This window comes from Nonomuraea sp. NPDC049480 (assembly GCF_044465905.1).
In the GTDB taxonomy this organism is placed as follows: Bacteria; Actinomycetota; Actinomycetes; order Streptosporangiales; family Streptosporangiaceae; genus Nonomuraea.
Map to the genome: position 1 here is coordinate 19058 of NZ_JBITMD010000006.1, position 20059 is coordinate 39116.

A 20059-nucleotide genomic window follows, 5' to 3' on the forward strand; every position below is an offset into this window, starting at 1 on the left:
GGGCTCAGGCCTCGGCGGGACGTGTTCCCGCCGCCGGCAGAGCCTGGATGACGGGCTGCAGTCGTCCAGGTGACCCACCGTATTCATCAAGTCGTTCGAGCAGGCGGACGAGGGGATCGACGCGGTTCGGCGCGGGCGGAGTGGTCTTGACACAGGCCGTCTCGAACGCCTTGCGGGCGTCGTCGAGATCGCTCTTGCCGTTCAGACCGCAAAGGGCGAAGCCACGGTAGTTCCATGCAGTGATGTCCCGCCTGTCCCGCCTGTCGCGCTTGATCCGCTTCTCCGTCTCCGCGAGCAGTTGTCGGAAGAGCGTGGTGGCGTCGTCACTCTCGCTGACCTGTTCCGGTGCGGCCAGCGAGATCAGCGCGCGCAGTGCCGGCACGATGAGCGGGCCGCCCTGCCGCCGGTATCGGGCGGCGCCTTCGATGTGTCTCGCCGCTTCGGCGAGATCGATGTCGTCCCGCATCAGGTACGCGGCACCCAGGGTCGCCCGTGCCTGCGGCAGGGTGATCGGATCGCCGTATTTGAGTGCAAGTTCCACCGCTTGTTTCGCCGCGTCGATCGCTTGATCGAAGTGGTGGCGCTGGAGCCGGTAGCCGGCGAGCCCGGCCAGGTACGAGGCCCACAACCAGTCCTCGTTGCGTGCGTTCATCTCTCGCCCGGCGATCATGATGAGAGGCTCGACGGTATCCGTCTCGCCCAGTTCAACGCGCCATCGGGCCATCTTCAAGGTGATGCCGATGCGCCGGGCCGCGTGATCCCGCGCTTCGGCGGTGTCCGGGTACTCCGGCTTCTCGGGCACGCCGAAGGCCTCCTCGGCGAGCTGGATGGCCTCGTCGTACCGCCCCCAGTGCCGATGGCAATCGGCCATCTTCTCAAGGGTCCCCATCTGGACTATGAGGAGGTCGCGACAGCGCTCAGGGTCGCTGCGCATCAGCTCCTCGGACTCGTCCCGAGCCCGCGCGTAGGAGTCGTAGGCGCTGTTGACGTCGTTGTCCCACCAGTACGCTCCTGCCAGGTTGGCGCGAATCCTCGCCCGATTGTCGAGGTCTTGCCGGTCGTCCGCGCAGCGCAGCGCGTCGCCGTACGCCTTGCTCGCTTTGCTGAAGTCCCCGTCCGACGCGTAGAGATGGCCGAGCGCGTTCTCGTTGCGCATGAGCCGATCCGTGGTGCCGAGCTGCCGCCTGAGCGTTTCGCGCTGCCTGAGCAGCAGGAAGCCGCAGTTCCACCTGCGCAGCTCGCGGTCGAGGTCCTCGAGCCGCCGGAAGGCCCAGGTGGGCATGCCCGTCCGCATCATGGCCCGCAACTCGGCGAAGTGGAAGCGCAGGTCTTCGACGCCGCCGGGATTCCGCACGTGCCGATCCGCCAGTTCGATGCCGGCACGGATCAGCAGCTTCGTCCGCTTCTCGGCGTTGGGCCGGTCCGCTTCCGCGATGCCTTCCAGCAGCCAGGCGGAGTCGGACGGCGGCACGTAATACCGGCCATCGGGGGTTTCCCGCACGACGCGCTTGCTCACCAGCGACGTTAGCGCGTCCACCACCTCGTTCTCGGAATGCTCCTCGGCGAGGAGCGTGGAGACCGCGCCTGCGTCGATCGACGTGCCGAAGGCGTCAAGAGCTTCGAGAACGTGGGCCCCCGCTGGATCAAGGCTTCTGACCAGGTGTCCAGTGAGGACCCTCGAGACGTCCCCGGCCCCGGTCAGGCTCCTGGAGAGCCGGATGGGATCGTACTCCGGCGATTCGAGGATCGCGTGAGCCATCTCGGCAAGGCGGGGATTGCCTTGCAACCGGTCGTAGTGCCGGGCGAGTGCGCCGGTCAGACCGTGTCCGCACACGTCGTCCAGCGTGCGGAGGTATTCGGTGAAATCCTCGCGACCAAGCCCGCGGACCGTGATGGGAGGCCGCGCCGCAGGCCATTTACGGTGTGCGGGGGCTTTCGGTGGCAACCGGGTCACGAGAACCACGGTGACCCGGTGTTGTTGTGGAGCGGTCGTGAGAAATTCGAACGCCGCGTCCAGCTCGGAATCGAGGAGTTGTCCGGTTTCGGGGTTCAGCAGGTTTTCGGCATGGTCGATGATGCTCACCATGGAGACGTCCCCGAGCGCTTCCAGAGCCGCCTTGAGCCGATCGAGTGAAGACGCGCCGATGAAAGCGTCCGGTGCTGTGGGCCGCTCGTCGAGCAGGCGCCCCATGTCGCCGATCAGAACGTCGAGGCGCACCTGCAGGTCCGGGTCGGCCTCGTGCCGGAAAATTCGTGGGCAGGCCTGGCCTTGCCTCTCCTGGGAACTCTCCAGATCGGCCAGGACCTCCGCCACGAGCCTTGACTTTCCGACCCCTCGTCCGCCGCTGACCACGACGATGCCTCCTGGGCCGTCGAGCAGCCTCGACCGGAGTTCCGCCTGTTCGCCATCGCGGTCGATCATCTCCGTATCCGGGACGATCGTCTTCACAGGCGGTATGTCGGTGCCACGGTCCGGAGTCGCGGCGGGCTCGCTGCGGCCGGTTTCCTCCGCTCGTACCTCTCGGCGGTCTTCCTCGTCCGAGCTGGAGCGCGGCCGTTTGAGCGTTTTATCGAGAACGTAGAAAATGATCATGAGGAGGACGCCCACTATGGCCGCTATCCAGCTGGCCTGTTCCAAAGGAGGGTTGTTCTCCTCGGCGGCGGCCGCAATATGCCGCCGGTCCGCCTCGTTCGCAACAGCAAGGAGGAAGGTGATAACGCCTGTATTCGATGCCCCCCGTTGCCAATCTTGTCGCCCCACGCGGTCATCATTGCGCCATTCACAGCGCCGAAAAAGTCAGCATCATGACACCCTGCTCCCGGCGTCAGGAGTCGAGGCTCAGGGCCAGGCGGCGGGCCAGACCGGTGTTGCGGCGGTGGCCGATCCGGTGGACCGCCATCTCCAGGGCCTCGCGCTGCCCCACCAGCACCACCCACGCCTTGGCCCGCGTCACCAGCGTGTACAGCAGCTTGCGGCGCAGCATGATCCCCCCGGACTCGGCCACGATCGGCGCCACCACGAACGGGTATTCGCTGCCCTGCGACCGGTGCACGCTGATCGCGTACGCGTGGGTCAGGTCGTCGAGCTCGTCGAAACCATAATGGACGGTCTCCCCGTCGTCCGTCCGGATCGTGATCGTGCGCTCGGAGGGCACGACCGCCGTGACGGTCCCCGTCTCCCCGTTGAAGACGCCCTTGTCGTAGTTGTTGCGGATCGGCATGACCCGGTCGCCCACCCGGAACACGGTCGCCCCCGACCAGTGCTCGGGCTTGTCGTCGGCGGCCGGGTTGAGCTGGTCCTGGATGAGCCGCCCGAGCGCGGTGGCACCCGTCTCGCCCTTGCGCATCGGGCACAGCACCTGGACCTGGCCGGGCTCGACCCCCTGCTTGCGGGGGATGGCCACCATCGCCAGGTGGGCCACCCGCTGGGCGACCTGCTCGGGATCGTCCAGCTCCTCGAACCAGAACCCGCCCCGGCCCGGCGTCACCGGCATCCGGCCGGCGCGCACGCGGTGCGCCGCCTCGATGATGCCGCTGCCGCCCGCCTGCCGGAAGACGTGCGTGAGCTGGACCCGCGGGATCTCCGGGACGCGCAGCAGGTCGGCCAGCACGTCGCCGGGCCCGATGCTGGGCAGCTGGTCGCTGTCGCCGATGAGCAGCAGGTGGCTGCCGGTCGCGACGGCCGCCGTCAGCCGGGTGGCCAGGTGCAGGTCGAGCATGGACGCCTCGTCCACCACGATGAGATCGGCCTGCGCCGGCGTCTCGTGGAACAGCGTGTCCGGGTCGGGGTCGGGCTGCTGGGCGAGCATGCGGTGCACGGTCATCGCGGGCATCCCGGTCAGCTCGGACAGTCGCTTGGCTGCCTTGCCGGTCGGCGCGGTGAGCGTGACCGTGCCGCCGGCGGCCCGGACGGTGGTCGCGATGGCCTTCACCGTGTGGCTCTTGCCGCACCCCGGGCCACCGGTGATGACCGAGACGGTGCTGGTCAGGGCCATGGTGACGGCCGCGCGCTGGTCGTCGTGCAGCGTCGGGTCCTCGCGGAACGAGCGCAGCGGCAGCGTCGAGCGGGCCTGCGCCAGCCTGGTCAGCTGGGCGGCCAGCGCGATCTCCCGGGCGTGGACGTGCTTGGCGTACGCCACCATCTGGCCCGGCTGGTCGGGAGAGGTCTCGACGACCAGCCGGCGGTCGGCGACGAGCGCGTCCAGCATCGGCCGCACCAGGTCCTGGTCCTGCTCGATCAGCTCCGCGGTCTCCCTGACCAGCGCGGCCACCGGAAGGTAGCAGTGCCCGTCGCGGGTGGCGGCCGCCTCCAGCCGGTCCAGCAGCGCCGCCTTGACCCGCTGCGGGCTGCGCTCGGGCACCCCGGACTGCAGCGCGATCCGGTCGGCGATGCGGAACGCGATGCCCCTGACCCGCCCGATCAGGCGGTACGGGTCCGTGGCGAGCACCTCGTCGGCGTCCTGCCCGAACGCCTGGTAGATCTTGGCGGCCAGCAGCGGGCTGACCCCGAGCCCCTGCAACGTCACCATGAGCGCGGCGATGGCCTTCTGCTCCCGCCACGCCTCGACGATCTGCGCCTGCCGCGTGGGCCCGATGTTGACGACCTCCGTGAGCCGCCCGGGCTCGGTGTCGATCACCTTGAGCGTGGCCTCGCCGAAATGGTCGACGATCGCGTACGCCAGGCGCGGCCCGATCCCCCTGACCAGCCCCGACCCCAGGTAGATGCGGATCGCCCGCACCGACGACGGCGTCACCCGCTCGCACCCGGAGACCGCGAACCGCCGGCCGTAGCGCGGATGCCGGCCCCACTCGCCGAGGATCCGCAGCGTCTCGCCCGGCTGCACCCCGGCCAGCGCCCGTCCCGTGGCCACGAAGTCGGGCATGCCGTCGGCGCTCATGCGCGCGACGGTGTATTCGTCCTCCCGGACGTACACGAGCTGCTCGACCGAAGCCTCCACAGCAGAGATCAAACCACCCGCCACTGACAAACGGGTTCACCCGGCGGGTCACATCGCGGTGGGATACGTCTCCGGTTCGGCATCACCCCAGGGCTCGTTGTGCAGGGGATGCAGGGCCTTGGTCTCGTCGATCCAGAGGAACGCGTCGTAGCGGCGGCCCGCCACCGTGGGCACGTAGTTGCCCCAGCGCTCCCGCTCCGGGCGGTACACCACGCCGATGGCCCGGTGCCCCATCGGCTCGTCGTACCAGACGGGCCTGGGGCCGGAAGGGACCAGGAACAGGGCGCGCGGGGCGGCAAGGGACTCGTGCAGCAGCGCCTCCAGGGACGCGGGCCGCGCCGGCGGCACCGGCATGACGTGGTGCTGCTCGCCCCACCGGCTCCCGGCCACCACCGACCCCCGATGGCTGCCGAACCCCACCAGCACCGCGTCCTCGCCGTGCCGTTCCCTGGCCAGCTGCCCGAGGTTGGTCATCCCGGCGGCCGCCATGTCGGTGGCGCGGGCGTCGCCGATGTGCGTGTTGTGCGCCCAGACGACAGCCTTGGCGTCGTGGTGGCCGGCGAGCCGGTCGAGGGTGTCGGCCATGTGCACGTCCCTGACATTCCACGAGTCGGGGCCGCCGCGCAGCATGGCCCGGTAGTAGCGCTCGGCCCCCGCCACGACCTCGGCGTTCTGCCGGATCCCGAGCTCGCCGGGCGCGGCGCGGACCACGGCGGCCAGCAGGTTCACGACCTCGTCCTCGCACGTGCCGGGGATCAGCCGGGTGGCCATGCCGTACTGCTGGGGGTCGTGGCCGTAGGACTCGAAGCAGTACAAGGCGTCCATCACCGCGTCGAGCTCTCCGGGCAGGTTCGCCGCGGCGTAGCGGCGGATGGCGCGCAGGGAGTCCCACAGGCTGTAGACGTCCAGGCCGTGGAAGCCGCAGCGCTCGACGGGCGGCCGGCCCGCGTTCCAGCGGCGCAGCCAGCGGCAGAAGTCCACGACCTCGTGGTTGGCCCACATGAACGTGGGCCAGCGCGCGAAGGCGTACAGGGCCTCGAAGGGGTCCGTGTCGGACGTGACGGCCCGGTGCACCCGCTCGCAGTCGGGCCAGTCGCCCTCGACCGCGACGAACCGGAAGCCCTTCTCGGCGATCAGGCGGCGGGTCAGCTGGGCCCGCCAGACGTAGTAGTCGTGGGTGCCGTGGCTGGCCTCGCCGATCAGCACGAACCTGGCCTCGCCCACGCGGTCGAGCAGCGGGTCCAGGTCCTCGGGGCCGGTCAGCGGGAGCGCGGAGCGGCGTACCCCCTCCAGCTCTGTCATTCGTCCTCCTCCGCGAGCACGCGCAGGCATTCGCGGGCGAGCTGGAGCTCCTCGCGTACCTGCACCACCAGGACGGGGACGGCGGCGCCGTACGCGCTGACGGGGCCGTCGTCGTGACGGTCGCCCCGCACGGGCGGCTCGACGCCGAGCAGGCCGAGGCGGCGGCAGACCGCCTCGCGGACCTCGGGCTGGTCCCAGCCGATCTCCCCGGTGAACACCAGCGCGTCGATCCGCGTGAGCGACGTGGCCGCGGCGGCGATCTCGCGGGCGACCCGGTGGCTGAACACACGCAGCGCCAGCGCGGCCGCCTCGTCCCCGTCCCGCTCGGCGGCCACCAGCTCCCGCGTGTCCCCGGACCGCCCGCCCGACAGACCGAGCAGTCCCGAGCGCCGTTCCAGCCCGTCGCTCAGCTCGTCCACGGACAGGTGGCCCTCGGACAGCAGCCACATCAGCATCCCGGGATCCACGCCGCCCGAGCGTTTGCTCATGGGCACGCCGTCCAGCGGCGTGAACCCCATCGACGTGTCCACGCTGCGCCCGCCCGACACCGCGCACACCGAGCACCCGCCGCCCAGGTGCGTCAGCACCAGCTCCAGCTCGGTCACCGGCCGGCCGAGCAGCTCGGCAACCCGGTCGGCGGCCCACGCGTAGGACAGGCCGTGGAAGCCGTAGCGGCGCAGGCCGTGCCGCTCGCGCCATTCGGGCGGAAGGGCGTACGTGGCGGCCGTGTCCGGCAGGCCGGCGTGGAAGGCGGTGTCCGGGCAGAGCACGTGCGGGATGGCCGGGAGCTGCTCGCGGGCCGCCTCCAGCAGCGCCAGCGACGGCGGCAGGTGCAGCGGCGCCAGGCTCGTGATCTTGCGGAGCGCCGCCGCGGTCTCGTCGTCGGCCACCGCCGGTGTGCGCACGACCTCGCCGCCGTGCACGAGACGATGTGCCACGGCCTTGATGTCCCGGTCGAAGTGGCCGCCGAGGAACGCCGCCAGCTCCTCCCCGGCCGCCCCCTCGTCGACGGCGCGCTCGGCGTGCGCGCTGTCCAGCACGCTCCCGCCCTGCACCAGGTCCAGCCGGAGGCTCGACGAGCCGGCGTTGACGGTGAGTATCGCCGCCGACTCGGTCATCTGATCGTCGAACGCCTCGCCCATGCGGCACGGCTACCCGTCACCGTCATCACAAAACGGACATTCGGCTTTACCGCCCTCAGAGGTTGCCGCGTGAGGACGTCGGGTAGGCGAGCGCCATGGACATCACCCTTCAGGTCAACGGCGTGCCGCGCTCAGCGGACGTCGACCCCCGGATGTCGCTGCTCGACCTCCTGCGCGAACGACTCGGCCTGATCGGCTCGAAGAAGGGGTGTGACCACGGCCAGTGCGGGGCCTGCACGGTGCTCATCGACGGGCGGCGGGCCAACTCCTGCCTGGCGCTGGCGGTCGCGGTGGACGGATCTGAGATCACCACCGTCGAGGGCCTGGCGAACGGCGACGAACTGCATCCCCTGCAGGCCGCGTTCATCGAGCACGACGCCTTCCAGTGCGGCTACTGCACGCCGGGACAGCTCTGCTCGGCGGCCGGGATGCTCGGCGAGCCGGGGCCGAGCGCCGTCACCGAGGACATCCTCGCCGACCCGGGACTGACGCCCGAGGAGATCAGGGAGCGGATGAGCGGCAACCTGTGCCGGTGCGGCGCGTACGCCGGGATCGTCGGCGCCATCTCCGAGGTGGCATCCGGGGAGACGCGGTGAAGCCCTTCGAGTACGCCCGGGCCGGCAGCCCGTCCGACGCGGTGCGCCGGTTCCGGCCCGGCACCATGTACCTGGGCGGCGGCACCAATCTGGTCGACCTCATGCGCCTGGGCGTGGCCCGGCCGGAACGGCTCGTCGACGTCAGCCGCCTGCCGCTCGACGCCATCGAGCAGGTCCGCGACCGGCTGCGGATCGGCGCCGCCGTCCGCAACAGCGACCTGGCGGCCGACCCGCTCGTCCGCGGCCGCTACCCGATGCTCGCCCGCGCCGTCCTGGCCGGCGCGTCCGGGCAGGTCCGCAACATGGCGACGGTGGCCGGCAACCTGCTGCAGCGCACCCGTTGCGCGTACTTCCAGGACGTGAGCAGGCCGTGCAACAAGCGCCGCCCCGGCTCCGGCTGCCCGGCCATCGAGGGCGACCATACGAACCTGGCCGTGCTCGGCGCCTCGGACGCCTGCGTGGCCACCCACCCGTCGGACCTGGCCGTCGCGCTGGCCGCGCTGGATGCCGAGGTCCACGTCACCGGGCCGGGCGGCGACCGGATCGTCCCGATGCCGGGGCTGCACCGTCTGCCCGGCGACGCGCCCGAGCAGGACACCGTCCTGGAGCCCGGCGACCTGATCACCTCCGTCGAGCTGCCCGCGCCGCCGCCCGGCGCCTCCGCCTACCGCAAGGTACGCGAGCGCGCGTCGTTCGCGTTCGCCCTCGTATCCATCGCCGCCGTGCTCGACGTCCGCGACGACGGGATCGTCGGCGACTGCCGCATCGCCCTCGGCGGCGTGGCGCACGCGCCCTGGCGGGCGGAACGGGCCGAGCAGGCGCTGATCGGCGGCCCGGCGACCGGCGAGGCGTTCCTGGCGGCCGCCGAGGCCGAGCTGGAACAGGCCCGCCCGCTGCCGCGCAACGCCTACAAGATCCCCCTGGCCCGCAACCTGATCGTCAACACGCTCGAGGAGCTGGCATCGTGAACCGCGTCGAGGGCCGTGTCAAGGTCACCGGGCTGGCCACGTACGCCGCCGAATACCCGGTCGAGGGCGTCACTTACGCCTGCCCGGTGCAGTCGCTGATCGCCAGGGGCCGCGTCGCCCGCGTCGACGTGAGCCAGGCCATGGAGATGCCCGGCGTGCTCGGCGTGCTGTCCGTCGACGACCCGCCCGAGCTGGCCGAGGACGCCGACGGCGAGCTGGCCCTGTTCCAGAGCCGCGACGTCGCCTACCGTGGGCAGCTGATCGCCGCCGTCGTCGCCGACACCTACGAGAACGCCCGCGCCGCCGCCGACGCCGTACGCGTCGAGTACGAGCCCGCCGACCACGACGTCGGCCTGCGCGCCGACCACCCCCGCCTGTACCGTCCGGACGTCGTCAACCCGAACCTCCCGGCCGACACCGAGCAAGGGGACGTCGAGGCCGGGCTGGCCGGGGCGGCGACCGCTGTCGACGTGACGTACACGACCCCGGTCCTGCACAACAACCCGATGGAGCCGCACGCCTCGCTGGCCCTGTGGGACGTCGAGGGCAGGCTGCTGGTCTACGACTCGGCGCAGGGAGCCTCCCCGGACCGCGACACCATCGCCAAGACGCTCGGCCTGCCGCCCGCCCGGGTCCGCGTCGTGTCCCGGCACGTCGGCGGCGGCTTCGGCTGCAAGGGCACCACCCGGCCGCAGGCCGTGCTCGCCGCCGTGGCCGCCAGGGCCGTGGGCCGCCCGGTCAAGGTCGCGCTGACCAGGCAGCAGATGTTCGACGTGACCGGCTACCGCACGCCCACGATCCAGCGGCTGCGGCTGGGCGCGGACGACGAGGGCCGGCTGACCGCGCTGGAGCACGTCGCGTACGAGCAGAGCTCCACGCTCGTGGAGTTCGCCGAGCAGACCGCGACCCCGGCCCGCACCATGTACGCCGCCCCCGCGCTGCGCACCGCGCACCGGCTGGTCCGGCTGGACGTGGCCACCCCGTCGTGGATGCGCGCCCCCGGCGAGTGCCCCGGCATGTACGCCCTGGAGTCCGCCATCGACGAGCTGGCCTGCGCCGCCGGCATCGACCCGGTCGAGCTGCGCGTGCGCAACGACCCGGAGACCGAGCCGGAGAGCGGCCTGCCCTTCAGCTCCCGCAACCTGGTGGCCTGTCTGCGGGAGGGCGCCCGCCGCTTCGGCTGGGACCGGCGCGACCCGGCGCCGGGAGTCAGGCGCGAGGGGGAGTGGCTGATCGGGACCGGGGTGGCCGCCTCCACCTATCCGGCCAGGCGGCGGCCGTCACAGGCCGTGGCCAGGGTGCGTGACGGCGACTTCCTCGTCCAGGTGGCCGCCGCCGACATCGGCACCGGCGCACGTACCGCGCTGACCAGGATCGCGGCCGAGACGCTCGGCGTCGCCCCCGGCCGGGTGCACGTCGAGCTGGGTGACAGCGACCTGCCGGACGCGCCGGTCGCGGGCGGCTCCATGGGCACGGCCTCGTGGGGGTCCGCCGTGGTGCGCGCCTGCGAGGAGCTGATGAAGAACGGCAAGGAGGGCCGCGCCGACACCACCGAGGAGATCAAGGGCGAATCGGAGCTGGCCAGGCACGCCTTCGGCGCCCAGTTCGCCGAGGTCAGGGTCAGCGCGGTGACCGGTGAGGTCCGCGTGCCGCGCCTGCTCGGCGTGTTCGCCGCCGGCCGCATCGTGGACGCCAGGCTGGCGCGGTCGCAGTTCGTCGGCGGCATGACGATGGGCCTGGGCATGGCGCTGATGGAGGAGACGCTCACCGACGAGGAGTTCGGCGGTTTCCTGCGGCGCGACCTGGCGCAGTACCACGTCCCCGCCTGCGCGGACGTGGAGAGCATCGAGGCGGTCTGGCTGGACGAGCAGGACGACGCGCTCAACCCGATGGGCTGCAAGGGCATCGGCGAGATCGGCATCGTGGGCACCGCCGCCGCCGTCGGCAACGCCGTCCACCACGCCACCGGTCACCGCGTCCGCGACCTGCCCATCACCCCTGCCAAGATCCTCCTGCCGGCGTCCTGACCCGTCTGGTCGAGCAGGGTTTTCGAAGGGGAGGCCTTTCCGTCACTCCCGCCAAGGGGGTCTTGACCTTTCCCGGGGAGGAGGCCCGAGGTTTTGACCCGCTTTGGGGAGGAAGTAGAGGTCTCTTGTGGAGGAGGACGGAGGCCGCGTGAAACCGGAGTCGGAGCAGGCACGCGATCGCGGGGAGTCGGAGCAGGAGCGCGCGGACCGGAACTTCGTGGAGCTCCTGCAGGGCGCTCGCGTGGCGGTCACCGGCGTGCAGGTGCTGTTCGCGTTCCTGCTGACGGTGCCGTTCTCGCCGGGTTTCGCCCGGCTCGACCTGGCCGACCGATGGCTGTTCTACGTGGCGCTGGTCAGCGCGGCCGTCGCGTCCATCTGCTACATCGCGCCGACCGCGCAGCACCGGGTGCTGTTCCGGCAGGGCCGCAAGGAGACGCTGGTACGCCGCTCCAACTTCTACGGCATCCTCGGCGCGCTCGCGCTGGCGGTGTCGATGACCACGGCCACCATGCTCGTGATCGACTACCTCTTCGGCGTCACCCTGGCCTGGGTCACCGCCGGGATCCTGGCCGCGCTGTCCCTGTGGACGTGGTTCGGCCAGCCGGCGCTCAACCGCTCCGACGGGGACGATCAGGACGGCAAGGCGGTCCCGTCGCCGTCATCGTCGTCGCCCGACGACTGACGCGCGTAGGCGGCCCGCGCCACCATGTACGCCGCCACCGCCACGGTGACCACCTGAGCGGCGGCCACCAGCAGCAGCGGCCCCGCGGTCGCCCACGCCGGCCGGTGCAGCCACATGCCGAGCAGCACCAGCAGCACCCCGGCGACCTGCGGCTTCGTCCCGGCGTGCATGCGGTCCAGCGTGGTACGGAACCGCACCAGCCCCACCCCGGCCGACAACGCCAGCGCCGCCCCCAGCAGCAGGCAGCAGCCCGCCGCCGCGTTCACCGCGACGGCCCGGCGAAGAACCGGGCCAGCGACACCGACCCGACGAACCCCAGCAGCGACAGCACCAGCATGATCGGCAGGTCCGAGTAGTCGTCCCTGGCCACCGCGAACGCCCCCACCCCGCACATCGCCAGCGACGTCGCCACGTCCAGCGCCACCGCCCGGTCCAGCATCGACGGGCCGCGCGCCGCCCGGTAGAGGGTGGCCGCCGCCGCGCATCCGAGCAGCGCCAGCGTCACCGCGTACACCAAGGTCATCCCAGCTCCTCCCGGTCCCGGCGGGTGCCGAACGCCGCCACGATGCGCGACTCCAGCCCGGCCACGTGCGCCCGCACTCCCTCGGCGGCGTCGCCGCGCAGGCCGAGCACGTGCAGCAGCAGGCGCCGTTCCCCGACGTACGCCTCCACGACGATGCTGCCGGGCACGTTCGCCAGCGCCGCCATGATCAGCGTGATCATGGACTCGGACGAGGTGCGCAGCTCCACCCGGACGAACTGCGTCGGCGGCGGCCCCGGCCGCACCACCCACCACACCACCCGCGCCGTCGAGACCACCATGTCCCACCCGAACCAGGCCAGGAAACGCGCCAGCGCCACCGGCCGCAGCCGGATGCCGGGGTCGAGGAAGGGCAGCGGCAGGAGCCACGTCACCAGCAGCGCGGCCGCCACCCCGCCCAGCACGTTGCCCGGCGACACATCGCCCCACAGCGTCACCCACACCAGCACCAGCCAGCCGATCTGCAGCAGCCGCGGGCTCATCGCGTCCTCCCCAGCACGGCCGTGACGTAGGGGTCGCGGGCCATGAGCTCGCCGGCCGCCCGCTGCGTCAGCGCCGACAGCGGCCCGGCCAGCACCGTGAGCGACAGCCCGAGCGCCACCAGCGCCGCCACCGGAACCGACAGCGCCAGGGGGAGCGTGGTCGTGACGACGGTCGGTTCCTGGCCGGTGTACTCCTCGCTCTCCACCACCGCGCCCGCCCTGGCCTCCCTGGGCGCGCGCCAGAACGCCTTGGCCCACGTCTTGGCGACGGCGTACAGGGTGAGCAGGCTCGTCACCAGCCCCGCCGTCACGAGCACGACCGGCAGCGGCCCGCCGTCGGCCAGGCCCGCCTGCACCAGCATCAGCTTCCCCAGGAAGCCCGACATGGGGGGAATGCCGGACAGGTTCATGGCGGGGACGAAGAACAGCACGGCGATCAGCGGGGCCGTCTTCATCAGCCCGCCGAGCCTGCTCACCGAGGTGATGCCGGTACGCCGCTCGATCAGCCCCGTCACCAGGAACAGGCTCGTCTGCACGGTGATGTGGTGCATGACGTAGAAGATCGCGCCCGCCATCCCGGCCACCGTGGACAGGGCCACGCCGAACACCATGTACCCGACGTGGCTGACCAGCGTGAACGACAGCATCCGCTTGAGGTCCGTCTGCGCGACCGCGCCCAGCACGCCGGCCAGCATCGTGGCCAGCGCCACCCACATCAGCAGCGTCGACACCGGCCCGCCCGGGAACAGCAGCGCCTCCAGCCGGATGATCGAGTAGACGCCGACCTTGGTGAGCAGCCCGGCGAACACGGCCGTGGCCGGGGCGGGCGCCGTCGGGTAGGAGTCGGGCAGCCACGCCGACATCGGGAACAGGGCCGCCTTGATCCCGAACACCAGCAGCAGCATGAGCTCCACCAGCAGCTTCACCTGCTCGGGCAGCGTGGCGAACCGCTCGGCGAGGTGCGCCATCGACAGCGTCCCGGTGGCCGCGTACGTGACCGCCAGCGCGATGAGGAACAACATCGACGAGGCCAGCGCCATCAGCGTGTACGTGGCCCCCGCCCGGATCCGCGACTCGGTGCCGCCGAACGTGAGCAGCACGTACGAGCCGCTCAGCAGCAGCTCGTACGCCACGAACAGGTTGAACAGGTCCCCCGACAGGAACGCGTCCGCCACCCCCGCCACCATGACCAGGAACGCCGGATGGAAGATCGCCATGGGCGCGTCGTGCTCCTGCTCGGCGTAGGCGTTCGCCACCGAGTACGCCATCACGCACAGCGTCACCGCCGACGACACCACCAGCACCAGTGCCGACAGCCGGTCGGCCACCAGGCAGATCCCGATCGGCGCCGGCCACCCGCCCAGCTCGGTCACCAGCGGCCCGCCCGTGTCCACCGCCACCAGCAGCAGCACCGACACCACCAGCGACACGGTGAGCGTGCCGAGGCTGATCAGCGACTGCAGCCGCCGCAGCCGCCCGCCGATCGCCAGCTTCACCCCGGCCGCCAGCAGCGGCAGCAGCACGGGCACGCAGACGAGACTCCCAGTAATGTGCGCGGGCGCCGTCACGAGTCCTCGCCCTCCAGCTCGGGGTCCTGCGCCAGGGCCTGGCGTTCGAGCTCCTCCCTGATGGCGGCCCGCATCTGCCTGCGGGCCTCCCGCTGCCGCGCCTTGAGCCTCCTGCGCAGGTCCCGCTCCCCGGCCGCCTGGGCCTCCCGCCGCCGCTCGTGCTCCTCGCGCAGTTCCTCGATGCGCAGGACGTTGTCCATGGCGGCGGCGTCCGCGCGCAGCGCCGCCTCCTCCAAGCGGGTGTGCAGCTCCTCCTCCGTCAGGCCCTCCTGAAGGAGCCCGCGCGTCCAGCGCTCCAGCTCGATGTGCACCCGGGAGATGCGCCGCTCCAGGTCGGCCTCCTCCAGGCGCTCGCGCTCGGCCCACTCGGCCTCCAGGTGCGCCATCTCGGCCCGCTGCTCGAGGACGAGCCGCCGGTAGGCGTCCCGCCTCCGGCGCACGGCGTCGCTCAGCTCGCCGCGGCGGGCGCGCAGCCGCACGCGCCGGTCCTCGGTGTCGTCCTGGACCTCGTCGCTGCCGGTGAGCTGCCACGAGCGGTGCACCACGGCCAGCAGGAACGCCGTCACGCCCAAGGTGATCACGATGGCGGTGAGCACCATGGCCTGCGGCAGCGGGTCGGCCATGCCCGTGGTCCCCGCGAAGGGCGGGCCGCCCGCGCCGCCGCTCGCGGTCACGATGAGCAGGTTCACCCCGTTGCCCAGCATGATCACGCCGGCCAGCACGCGGACCAGGCTCCGCTCCAGCAGCAGCGTCACCCCGGCCGCGATCATCGCCAGGCAGGCGGCGAACGGCAGCAGCGGCACGGTCACGGCCGCTCCCCGGCGTCGATCTGCCGGTCCAGCTCCGCCCCGAGGCCGCGCAGCACGTCCTGCACCATGCCGATCACCGAGACGTACACGCCGATGTCGAACAGCAGGCCCGTGGACAGGTGCACGTGCCCCATCAGCGGCACCGTCACGTCCGCCGCCAGCATGTCCAGCGCCGCCCGCCCGAACAGCAGCCCGGCCAGCGCCGCCCCGGCCGACAGCGTCAGCCCCGCGCCCATCAGCACGCCCGCGTGCACCGGCACCGCCGTGGCCAGCTCGTTGCGGCCGCCCGCCAGGTACCGCACCGTGATCGCCAGCCCGGCCACGATGCCGCCCGCGAACCCGCCGCCGACCCCGCTGTGCCCGATGAACAGCAGGAACACCGACAGCACCAGCACCGTGTGGAACGTCAGCCGGGCCGCCACCTCGAACGCGATCACCCGCTGCCCGCGTGGCAGCGTGGCCGCCAGCCAGTGCGTGCGCTCGCCTGCCAGGTGCTCGCCCGGCTCGATGTGGTACGACCTGCGCCGCAGGAACACCAGGCTCGTCACGCCCAGCGTCAGCACGACCAGCACCGTGCTCTCGCCCATGGTGTCCCAGGCGCGGATGTCGACGATCAGCGCGCTGACGACGTTGCGCATGCCCGCCTGCTCGGCCGCCGCCTCCATCAGCGCACCCACCGGCTCGGTGTCGCGCGCGCCCATCGCCAGCATGCACGCGCCCGTCGCCACCACGCCCACGGCCAGCCCGAGCCCCGCGCGGAACGGCGCCGCCAGCCTGCTCCTGACCGGGGTGAGCGGCAGCCGCCGCAGCACCAGCGCGAACACCACCAGGCTCAGCGTCTCGGCCAGGAACTGGGTGAGCGCCAGGTCGGGCGAGCCGTGCGCGAGGAACAGCAACGCCGTGCCGTAACCGGCCAGGCCCACGACGAGTGCCAGGAAGATGTACGCGCGGGCGAACAACGCGAGCACGGCCGCCGCGATCGTCAGGACGGCGACGACCGGCTGCTCGGGCCGCTGCCAGCCGACGACCGGCACGTCCAGGCGGGGCGCGCCCCCGTACCCGAGGGAGAACAGGCCGACGCCGACCGTGGCCAGCAGCGTGAGGATCAGGTAGTCCGGCACCGAGCCGCGCTGGATCAGGCCGGTGACCTGGATGGCGAGCCGGTCCAGCCGGCGTACGGCCGCCCAGAAGACCTGGCCGGAGTCGATGACGTGCAGCGCCGCCCCGGCCCTGGCCACCGGCTCCCTGGCCAGGAACAACACCGCGCCCGCCGCCAGCGCCCCCGCCGACAGCAGCAACGGCAGCGGCTCGGCATGCGCCGGCCACGAGGCCAGCCCCAGGCCGGACAGCAGCGCCGCCGGCGCGAACATGGCCGCGGGCACCCCATGCACCGGCCGCGCCGCCACGCCCGGCTTGGCGGCGAACGCGCCCCACAGGAACCGCAGCGTGTAGGCCGCCGTCAACGCCGACCCCGCCACCACGCCCGCCAGCGTGAGCGGCTCGCCCAGCAACGCCTCGAGAGCGGCCTCCTTCGCCACGAACCCGGTCAGCGGCGGCAGCCCGGCCATCGACGCACCGGCCGCCACCGCGACCGCGCACACCCACGGCATCGCCCGCCCGACCCCGCTGAGCTCGCCTGCCTCCCGGGTGCCGGTCGCGTGATCGACGATGCCCACCACCAGGAACAACGCCGCCTTGAACAGCCCGTGCGCCAGCACCACGGCCGCCCCGGCCCGCGCCGCGGCCTCGTTCCCCGACCCGAACAGCACCACCATGAATCCGAGCTGGCTCACCGTGCCGTAGGCCAGCAACCGCTTCAGATCCGTCTCACGCAGCGCCCGCCAGCCGCCCTGCAGCATCGTCACCACGCCGAGCGGCACCGCCACCGCCCGCCACAGCGGCACGTCGCCGGCCACGGGGCCGAGCCTGGCCAGCAGGTACACGCCCGCCTTCACCATGGCGGCCGCGTGCAGGTACGCCGACACCGGCGTGGGCGCCGCCATGGCGGCCGGCAGCCAGGTGCTGAACGGGAAGATCGCCGACTTCGCCAGCGCCCCGGTCAGGATCAGCGCGACGGCCACCGGGCCCACCGCCCCGATCTCGGAGATCCGGTACGTCCCCGCCGCCTGCCCGGCCAGCACGAACCCGGCCAGCATCGCCAGGCCGCCGGACGTGGTGACCATCAGCGCCTTCATCGCCGCCTGCCGGCTCATCCGGCTCCGCGGGTCGTACCCGATCAGCAGGTAGGAGAAGACGGTGGTCAGCTCCCAGAACACGTACAGCAGGAGCAGGTCGTCCGCCGTCACCAGCCCCAGCATCGACCCCGCGAACGCCACCATGGCGCCCCCGTAGCGCCCCAGCCCGTCGTCCCCTTCCGGGAAGTAGCGGACGCTGTAGACCAGCACCAGCACCCCGACGCCCGTGACCAGCCCCATCATGAGCACGGCCAGCGGGTCCACCCGGAAGGCGAGCCCGAGCCCGATCGCCGGCGCCCAGCTCGTGCTGTGCGTGCCGGCCGCCCCCGGCCAGAACGTGTAGCAGAAACCGGCCGCCGGGGGGACGGCCAGGAGGACGAAGGAGCGCCGCCCCATGCGGCGGGCCAGCCAGGGAGCGCACGCCGCCGCCACCGCGTGCAGGATCAGCAGCGACTCCATGAGCTCCTCGGGCGGCGATTTCCGGCTACGTCCGCCCAATCTCCCCCGCCGCACCACCACCGCCACGCAGGCACGACGGGGGTTGACCCGCCCTTTAGGCGGCCGGTGCGGATCACCTGCGACAAGCGCGGCCACGCGGGTAGCGGGTGGGGACGGAACGACTCACAGGGGGGCAGTCCCATGGCGCTACAGCACCGGCCGGTCCGCGGCGAGCACAAGTACGAGCAGGTCATCACCTCGATCGAGGAGCACGAGGAGCGGCCAGGACGCAGCCTCATCACGACCGAGCACGAGGTGATCCGCCAGTGGGCCGAGGAGCGTCACGCGCGTCCCGCCAAGGTGCCCGGCACCGAGCACGAGGGCAGGGCGGGCGTGCTCAGGTTCGACTTCCCCGGCTACGGCGGGGAGGACCTGGAGGAGATCTCCTGGGACGACTGGTTCAGGACGTTCGACGAGCGGGAGCTGAACTTCATCTTCCAGGAGCACAAGAAGGACGGCTCGCAGAGCAATTTCTTCCGGCTGGAGAACCCGGACCGCGAGGACGCCTGACCCCCGCTCATGAGCCGGGGGCGGGCCCCGTGCTGTGCCGCTCCACCAGGACGCTCGGCACGAGCCGCTGGGCCGGCTCGGCCTCGGGTGCGGCCAGGTGGTCGATGAGCGCCTCCACCGCGGCGGTGGCGATCTCGGTGGCCGGCGGCGTGGCGGTCGTCAGCTCCGGGTCGGTCGACTCCGGCTCGCCGTTGGAGCACAGCACGAGCGACAGCCGCTCCGGGATCGGCCGCCCGAGCGCGCGTGCCTCGTGCATCGCGCCCAGCGTGGCCTCCCAGTTGTAGGAGATGACGCCCGTCGTGTCCGGCGCGGCGTCCAGCAGTCTGCGCAGCGCCTCCCGGCCCGCGCGCACGGTGTGCCGGCTTTCGACGACCGTGCACTCCAGCCGCCGGCCCGCGCAGGTGCGCCGGACTGCGTCGGCGAAGCGGACCGCCGCGCCGATCCCGTGCGTGCCGCGCTCGTACGGCGCGTTGAGCATGCCGATCGTCCGGTGCCCGAGACCCGCGAGGTGATCGACCACCAGCCGGGCGATCTGCTCGAAGTCCGCGTCCGCGAACGGGACGTGGCCCGGCGTGCGCGTCCGGCCGATCAGCCCGACGGGGATGCCGGCCGACCTGAGGAACTTCACGCGCTCGTCCGAGAGCGCCACCTGCATGAGCAGGAACCCCTGGACCAGCCCCGCCCGGACGAGCTGGCCCAGTTCGTTGAGGTCGTCGGCGCCCGAGGTCCACAGGACCACGTGGAAGCCCCGTGCGCGGGCGGCCTCGGTGGCGGCCAGGACGTATTCCAGGTCCGATCCGACGATCGTGCGCGGCTGGGAGGGGAAGACGACGGCGATGATGCGGCTGCGGCCGCCGGCGAGGGCGCTGGCCATGGCGTTGGGGATGTAGCCGAGCTGGTCCATGGCGTCGAGCACCTTGCGGCGGGTCTCCGGGCGGATCGAGCGCGCCCCGGTGAGCACATGCGAGACGGTGCCGGTCGATACACCGGCGAGTCGAGCGACGTCAGCTCTGGTGACCATGCCTGAAGTGTCCTGAAGGTCGGGGGGACGGGACTGACGACTACCACATGTTGCGTAAATGTTACCGAGAGATCGGTTCGTCGTCCGTAGATCATACCGGTCGTTGACTCGCGTCATTTCACCGTGGAGCGTCGCCCCGCGGCGCTTCTTCGTCCGCGCGCTGACGGCCGGGCCGGTAAAAGCCTGACCGGCCGTCCGCCGTCAGCCGGAGTCGTGGACGCGGCGGGTGACCTCGTCGGCCAGGCGGTCAAGGGAGCGGTCCAGCAGCTCGCGCACCTCGTCCGCGCGGGCTCCCGAATCGGGCTCGTCGAGCAGGGAGATGTGGACGGTCACCTCGCTCGTCCCGGCGGCCGAGTCCGCCACCTGGAGCCAGCCGGCGTAGTCGGGATGGTCGCGGCCGCCCCACTCCACGCGGAGCTGCTCCTCCGACGCGCGGAACAGGCCCTCGTGCGCGCCCGCGCCGGGAACCAGGTCGCCGTCCGCCTCCACCGTGCCGGGTCCGGCGTCGGTGACGTGCAGTCCCTGCGGCAGCCACCGGTCCATGACGGCGACGTCCGAAGCGACGCCGTACACGATCATGCTGTCGGCCGGCATCCCACGTGTTGCCTCGAATTCAGCCACTTCGGCCCCCGTTCTCATGCTTCGTTCCCCGGGCCAATGACAGCGCCGTACCCGTGTGATCTGGCGGCAAACCGCGGCCGTCCGGCGGGGGTTCACCGCTACGGTTGCGGGGGTGGGAAGCGTGCGGCGAGGGGAGCAG

17 protein-coding genes are annotated in these 20059 nt (G+C 72.1%); 5 read left to right on the forward strand and 12 right to left on the reverse strand.

What is annotated here, in order from left to right:
* Positions 1-4: 4 nt before the first annotated feature.
* The 4 genes from ACIBX3_RS18655 to ACIBX3_RS18670 form a co-directional block, all read right to left on the reverse strand.
* Positions 5-2761: a tetratricopeptide repeat protein gene (locus ACIBX3_RS18655; RefSeq protein WP_397118445.1), complete on the reverse strand. Its 2757-nt coding sequence runs from the start codon at positions 2759-2761 to the stop codon at positions 5-7.
* Between the two features lie 64 nt (positions 2762-2825).
* Positions 2826-4958: an ATP-dependent RecD-like DNA helicase gene (locus tag ACIBX3_RS18660; protein ID WP_397118447.1), complete on the reverse strand. Its 2133-nt coding sequence runs from the start codon at positions 4956-4958 to the stop codon at positions 2826-2828.
* Between the two features lie 48 nt (positions 4959-5006).
* On the reverse strand, positions 5007-6260 hold the full coding sequence (locus tag ACIBX3_RS18665) for an erythromycin esterase family protein (RefSeq protein WP_397118449.1): 1254 nt from the start codon (positions 6258-6260) through the stop codon (positions 5007-5009).
* Positions 6257-7402 carry an acetate/propionate family kinase gene (locus tag ACIBX3_RS18670; protein ID WP_397118451.1) on the reverse strand — a complete coding sequence of 382 codons (1146 nt, stop codon included), beginning with the start codon at positions 7400-7402 and terminating at the stop codon, positions 6257-6259. Before ACIBX3_RS18670 ends, ACIBX3_RS18665 begins: the two co-directional genes overlap by 4 nt.
* A 95-nt stretch (positions 7403-7497) precedes the next feature.
* Between ACIBX3_RS18670 and ACIBX3_RS18675 the strand changes: the two genes are divergently transcribed.
* From ACIBX3_RS18675 to ACIBX3_RS18690, 4 genes are all read left to right on the forward strand, one after another.
* Entirely contained in the window at positions 7498-7998 is a 501-nt protein-coding gene (locus tag ACIBX3_RS18675) for a (2Fe-2S)-binding protein (protein WP_397118453.1), read from the forward strand.
* Positions 7995-8966: an FAD binding domain-containing protein gene (locus ACIBX3_RS18680; RefSeq protein ID WP_397118455.1), complete on the forward strand. Its 972-nt coding sequence runs from the start codon at positions 7995-7997 to the stop codon at positions 8964-8966. The genes ACIBX3_RS18675 and ACIBX3_RS18680 overlap by 4 nt, the downstream gene beginning before the upstream one ends.
* Positions 8963-10993: a xanthine dehydrogenase family protein molybdopterin-binding subunit gene (locus ACIBX3_RS18685; protein WP_397118457.1), complete on the forward strand. Its 2031-nt coding sequence runs from the start codon at positions 8963-8965 to the stop codon at positions 10991-10993. Before ACIBX3_RS18680 ends, ACIBX3_RS18685 begins: the two co-directional genes overlap by 4 nt.
* A gap of 148 nt (positions 10994-11141) precedes the next feature.
* On the forward strand, positions 11142-11675 hold the full coding sequence (locus tag ACIBX3_RS18690) for a DUF6328 family protein (RefSeq protein WP_397118458.1): 534 nt from the start codon (positions 11142-11144) through the stop codon (positions 11673-11675).
* Here ACIBX3_RS18690 and mnhG read toward each other — a convergent pair.
* The 6 genes from mnhG to mbhE are packed head-to-tail and all read right to left on the reverse strand — an operon-like array spanning position 11624 to position 17729.
* On the reverse strand, positions 11624-11941 hold the full coding sequence (mnhG, locus tag ACIBX3_RS18695) for a monovalent cation/H(+) antiporter subunit G (protein WP_397118460.1): 318 nt from the start codon (positions 11939-11941) through the stop codon (positions 11624-11626). The genes ACIBX3_RS18690 and mnhG overlap by 52 nt on opposite strands.
* Positions 11938-12198, reverse strand: coding sequence for a monovalent cation/H+ antiporter complex subunit F (locus ACIBX3_RS18700; protein ID WP_397118462.1), 261 nt, complete (start codon positions 12196-12198; stop codon positions 11938-11940). The genes mnhG and ACIBX3_RS18700 overlap by 4 nt, the downstream gene beginning before the upstream one ends.
* The gene (locus tag ACIBX3_RS18705; protein WP_397118463.1) at positions 12195-12698 is read right to left on the reverse strand and encodes a Na+/H+ antiporter subunit E; all 504 of its coding nucleotides are present in this window, start codon (positions 12696-12698) and stop codon (positions 12195-12197) included. The genes ACIBX3_RS18700 and ACIBX3_RS18705 overlap by 4 nt, the downstream gene beginning before the upstream one ends.
* Positions 12695-14227 carry a Na+/H+ antiporter subunit D gene (locus tag ACIBX3_RS18710; protein WP_397118465.1) on the reverse strand — a complete coding sequence of 511 codons (1533 nt, stop codon included), beginning with the start codon at positions 14225-14227 and terminating at the stop codon, positions 12695-12697. The genes ACIBX3_RS18705 and ACIBX3_RS18710 overlap by 4 nt, the downstream gene beginning before the upstream one ends.
* A 35-nt stretch (positions 14228-14262) precedes the next feature.
* Positions 14263-15075: a Na(+)/H(+) antiporter subunit C gene (locus ACIBX3_RS18715; RefSeq protein WP_397118467.1), complete on the reverse strand. Its 813-nt coding sequence runs from the start codon at positions 15073-15075 to the stop codon at positions 14263-14265.
* Positions 15072-17729: a hydrogen gas-evolving membrane-bound hydrogenase subunit E gene (gene mbhE, locus ACIBX3_RS18720; RefSeq protein ID WP_397118468.1), complete on the reverse strand. Its 2658-nt coding sequence runs from the start codon at positions 17727-17729 to the stop codon at positions 15072-15074. The genes ACIBX3_RS18715 and mbhE overlap by 4 nt, the downstream gene beginning before the upstream one ends.
* Before the next feature lie 180 nt (positions 17730-17909).
* Between mbhE and ACIBX3_RS18725 the strand changes: the two genes are divergently transcribed.
* On the forward strand, positions 17910-18278 hold the full coding sequence (locus ACIBX3_RS18725; RefSeq protein ID WP_397118470.1) for a hypothetical protein: 369 nt from the start codon (positions 17910-17912) through the stop codon (positions 18276-18278).
* Between the two features lie 7 nt (positions 18279-18285).
* Here ACIBX3_RS18725 and ACIBX3_RS18730 read toward each other — a convergent pair whose 3' ends face one another.
* Entirely contained in the window at positions 18286-19299 is a 1014-nt protein-coding gene (locus ACIBX3_RS18730) for a LacI family DNA-binding transcriptional regulator (protein WP_397118472.1), read from the reverse strand.
* 201 nt (positions 19300-19500) lie between these two features.
* The gene (locus ACIBX3_RS18735; protein WP_397118474.1) at positions 19501-19920 is read right to left on the reverse strand and encodes an SRPBCC family protein; all 420 of its coding nucleotides are present in this window, start codon (positions 19918-19920) and stop codon (positions 19501-19503) included.
* Positions 19921-20059 lie beyond the last annotated feature (139 nt).